The 4,385-nt window shown below is 43.3% G+C and carries 5 protein-coding genes; all 5 read right to left on the bottom strand.

Going from position 1 to position 4,385, the window contains the following annotated elements:
• Positions 1-187: 187 nt before the first annotated feature.
• The 5 genes from HMPREF3208_RS05490 to glmU all read right to left on the bottom strand — a co-directional run bounded on the left by HMPREF3208_RS05490 (position 188) and on the right by glmU (position 4,106).
• Positions 188-637 carry a DUF3021 family protein gene (locus HMPREF3208_RS05490; protein ID WP_032814495.1) on the bottom strand — a complete coding sequence of 150 codons (450 nt, stop codon included), beginning with the start codon at positions 635-637 and terminating at the stop codon, positions 188-190.
• Between the two features lie 57 nt (positions 638-694).
• The gene (locus tag HMPREF3208_RS05495; RefSeq protein WP_064347610.1) at positions 695-1,216 is read right to left on the bottom strand and encodes a LytTR family DNA-binding domain-containing protein; all 522 of its coding nucleotides are present in this window, start codon (positions 1,214-1,216) and stop codon (positions 695-697) included.
• Between the two features lie 181 nt (positions 1,217-1,397).
• Entirely contained in the window at positions 1,398-2,216 is an 819-nt protein-coding gene (locus HMPREF3208_RS05500; protein ID WP_064347612.1) for a histidine phosphatase family protein, read from the bottom strand.
• A 21-nt stretch (positions 2,217-2,237) separates the two neighbouring features.
• A complete protein-coding gene (gene rsfS / locus HMPREF3208_RS05505) occupies positions 2,238-2,663 on the bottom strand; it encodes a ribosome silencing factor (protein WP_064347615.1) in 426 nt (141 codons plus the stop codon).
• A gap of 33 nt (positions 2,664-2,696) precedes the next feature.
• Entirely contained in the window at positions 2,697-4,106 is a 1,410-nt protein-coding gene (glmU, locus tag HMPREF3208_RS05510) for a bifunctional UDP-N-acetylglucosamine diphosphorylase/glucosamine-1-phosphate N-acetyltransferase GlmU (protein ID WP_016637674.1), read from the bottom strand.
• Between the last annotated feature and the right edge of the window lie 279 nt (positions 4,107-4,385).

The following is a 4,385-nucleotide window of genomic DNA, read 5'->3' on the forward strand; positions in this document are numbered from 1 at the left end:
CAAATCAGCCGAACGGCTATGCCGTGAGGAATGAGCGCGAAAGCAGGTCGTCGCGCAAAACGCCGAATTACTACGTTTCAAGCAAGCAGCATACAATATCGAGTGGCGTTCGTCCTCAACGGCGAAGATGAACACCACTCAATTTTTTTATTTGATTATTTTATTTGATTATTTAGTTGTCGCTAATTTACTTCGTTTCTTTACGCAATGCTTGCAATCTAGCGTTCATTTCTTCCGCTTTCTTCTTCTCGAAGTAATACATTACTGCAGCAATAGCAATCGGGAAAATAACAGTGAACACAATCCACCCGCAAACCACTAATGGTTCATCTTTGAATGAAATCCATCCAACAATCACCGATACAATAAATTGAATAGCAATTGGCGGCACTAACGCAAAAACGAATTTTGCAAGGTTTGACATACGCTCATTCGACCAAAAAATAGCAAATACTCCATAGCCTATGCCTATAACAAATGTTGCTACAGCATAAGCTGCAATTCTGTTTCCAACCGCGCTATGCGCTAACAAGCTCGACACAAAACTGATTGCAGTAAAAATAGTGCACCCTATGCCAATGCCTTTAACAATATTTTTTACCATTGTTTTACCTAAAGTTGTAACTTGCTTTTCCATAATAATCATTTCCTTTTTAAGTATTAAAAAATTAGTATTAAAAAAATACGCTTAAAACTACATTCCTAAGCGCTTTTTGAATCCTGCTAAGCATCTGCGACTAATCCACTCAACGCTTCCGTCGTCCATTTTTACGCTCATACTTCCGCCGAATCCTGGATCAACTCGAACAATGCGATTCAAGTTCACGATTGCGGATTTAGATATGCGCACAAAAGACGCAAATTGCGGATTGTCAAAATCCATGAGGCGCTTGTAAGATACGCACTCGCCTTTATCACTGTGAATGATTACGCGCGAATTTTCTACGCAAATCATAATCACATCTGGCTCGTGCATCACAATAATCGAATCGTTAATATAACCATATATAAACGAATTATTGTTGCTATTTGCCGTATTCGCAGGATTATTTTCAGCATTCGCAGGATTATTTTCAGCGCTGCTTACTTCTGCAGTTTTAGAATCAATGCCCTGCAATTGCGAAATAATGCGTTTAAGATTATCGTCAATATTGTGAACCGACAACTGAACAGACTGCTCTTCTTCTGGCGGCACAATAGCAATTGTTACTTTCATCAAGCCTCCCTTCCGTATACTACCGTTAGCGTTTGCTAGCTTTTGCTAAGTTTTCTTAGCATTTGCTAGCTTTTTGTTTTGTAATTTTGACTATACGGCACTGTAAATAGTCTGTCTTTACAAAATCGCTAAACGGTAGTTTTCGGGTTTTAAGCGGCAAATAAGTGGGAAAAATAGAAAATTACGCAGCTCCCCAAATGCGAATAAGACGTTGGCTCGTAGGATCAGCTGCAGGACCTTGATCGTAAGCATCCAAACGCCAATGAATCGAGCCGTCCGCGTTAAGGCTTGGAATTAAGCGCGCCCAACGACCATTTCCCATTCCGCCAATCGTCTTATAAGAAGGATCTACCTTGTCTAATCCAAGCAGCTTATGAACAGTTTGAGAAAGGCAAGAACCGTGAGAAAACACTAGTAAATCGCGGTCAGAACCGGTTTTGCGCGTCCACTCTTCAACAGTCGCAGCTGCACGCTCGCCAACTTCTTGTTTCGTTTCTGCACCGTGACGAAGTTCTCCACCCTCGCCTTTTACCCAAGCGTTAAAATCTTCCGGCCATTGTTCGCTAATCTGCTGGCGGTTCAATCCTTCCCACTCACCAAAAAAGCGCTCGCGCACGCCATTTTCAACATGCACATGAAGCCCAATCTTATCCGCAAAAGCGTGAGCTGTTTGCTGCGCGCGAATAAGCGGAGAAACAATCGCCACAAAACTAGCGTCCGCTTCTTCCGGCGTAATGCGCACATGCTCAGCACTATTCGGATCCTTTGAATCTTCCAAGTCGGAAGCGCCAAAAAGCACACGCAAAGCTTTACCAGAACGAGTCACCTGATCCATTCCAGAATCATCCAAAGCAATATCAATCATGCCTTGCAAACGGAACTGTGCATTATACGGAGTTTGACCGTGGCGAATAAGCATAACAGAGCGAGCAATTCCTTCGTGCGCACTATTAATGGAATTATTGACGTTACCCGCAACATTTTCTACGAAATCAACCATGGTTTGTACCGTACTTTCTTCTTACTTCTCAGTTTCGCTAGCGTCTTGAATCTCGCTAGCATTTTCAGTTTCGCTCATATGTTCCGGAAGTTGCAAATCGATAGCAGGGCAATCGTTCCACAGGCGCTCTAAACGATAGAACGCACGTGCTTCCTCATGCATCACATGAACCACGAAATCACCGAAATCAAGCAGAATCCACTGAGCTAATTCCAAGCCCTCTCGAGACAAAGCCTTACGCTTATTATCTTTCAGGAACAAATCTTTTTCAATTTCTTCAGCAACAGCCAATACTTGACGCTCATTAGAAGCAGAAACAACTAACATAGCATCCGTAATACCAAGCAAACTACTCACATCAAAAGCCTGTGCATTCGTAGCTTTTAACCTATCTGCGGCAGCGGCAGCAATACGAACCGCATTAATTGAGCTTTCTAAAGCTGTCATAATGTTAGTACTCCTTAACTATCAAGTGTTTTATTAGCGTTCCCAAGCCGGCTTCCAGCCTTCTACTACATGCTGAGTATTTTCCGAATACACCATAGAATCCGACGGAACATCGTGACGCACTACAGAACCTGCACCCGTAGTAACTCCATCTCCCACAGTAACTGGAGCCACAAACAGATTACCTGCACCAACGTGAGCACCCGAACCAATCGTTGTATGATTTTTATGCACGCCATCGTAATTTGCTGTAATCGTGCCACCACCAATATTCGTATGCTCACCCAAGTCAGCATCGCCAATATAACTTAAGTGCGGCACTTTCGTACCATTGCCAATATGCGCTTTCTTCATTTCCACGAAAGCACCAGCTTTCGTTTCTTCACCAAAAACGTTGCCTGGACGCAAATATGTCCACGGACCAATGTTAGCAGCCTTACCAATATGCGATTCCTGCACGCGAGAACGTTCTACCACAGCATTCTCATCAATTTGCGCATCAATAAGCGTCGTATAAGGACCAACTACAGCACCACTTGCAACCGTAGTATGACCTTGAAGGAAACAACCTGGAAGCACAGTAACATCTTGAGCAAGCGTTACATCATCTTCAATCCAAGTCGTATCTGGATCAAGAATCGTCACACCTTCAAGCATCCACTTTTCGCAAACGCGCTTATTATGCGCTTTCGCGAGCGCAGCCAATTGCACTCGCGTATTGACACCTTCTACACTTAATGGATCTGCAGCAGACATTGCACCAACATGACCAAACTTGCGAGCATGTTCTAATGCATCCGTTAAATAGAATTCACCTTGAGCATTTTGAGCATTCAGATTTGCGATAGCATCACAAAGCACCGCAGCGTCAAACACGTATACGGAAGTATTTACTTCGTGAATCGCAAGTTCTCCAGCATTTGCATCCTTATGTTCAACAATACGTAACACGTCACCATTAGCTTCACGAACAATACGGCCGTAGCCAGTAGCATCGTCTAATACTGCTGTAAGAACAGTTGCCACATTGCCATGATTGTTATGGAAATCAACTAAAGATTGTAAAGTTTGCGTATCTAGTAATGGCATATCGCTTGCAGCAATCAGCACAGCACCTTGTACTGGTTCACCAGTTTCGTTGTGAGCGATTTCGTTAAGATCTTTAATAGCACATTGCACTGCGCGGCCAGTGCCAGGTTTTTCATCCTGATTGACAATAAGAACACTATTGTTGTAACTAATGGCAGCTTCCGTTACACGCTGAGCCTGCGCATGCACAACTACAGCAAGCTTTCCAGGATTCACACCAATCATAGCGTCCATAACACGGTTAAGAAAAGTTTTTCCAGCGAACATATGAAGAACCTTTGGTGTCGCCGAACGCATACGCGTTCCTTCGCCAGCCGCCAAAATAATTGCTGCAGCTACTTTATTCTTTTCCACTCGTGCTCCTTCGCTATATGGTATACATCATTATTGTTACTATCTTTCATTCTATTACGTCTTATCGTCCAGAAAAAACGTACGTTTCAAACAAAAGGGGTTATAGGCCAAAAGTGTGTAAGAAATCATGTCTTAGGCCTTGCAATACAAGCGTTTTGTGGTAATCGAATCTGTCTGCTGCACATTCAACACCCGGACAAAACTGTGTAAAAAATCAGCTCACACCCCTTACGGCAGTAGGGCTCGCGGCATATCGAATGTGAGCTATTCCTTTAGGCG

This window comes from Gardnerella vaginalis, from assembly GCF_001546485.1.
Lineage (GTDB): Bacteria > Actinomycetota > Actinomycetes > Actinomycetales > Bifidobacteriaceae > Bifidobacterium > Bifidobacterium vaginale_D.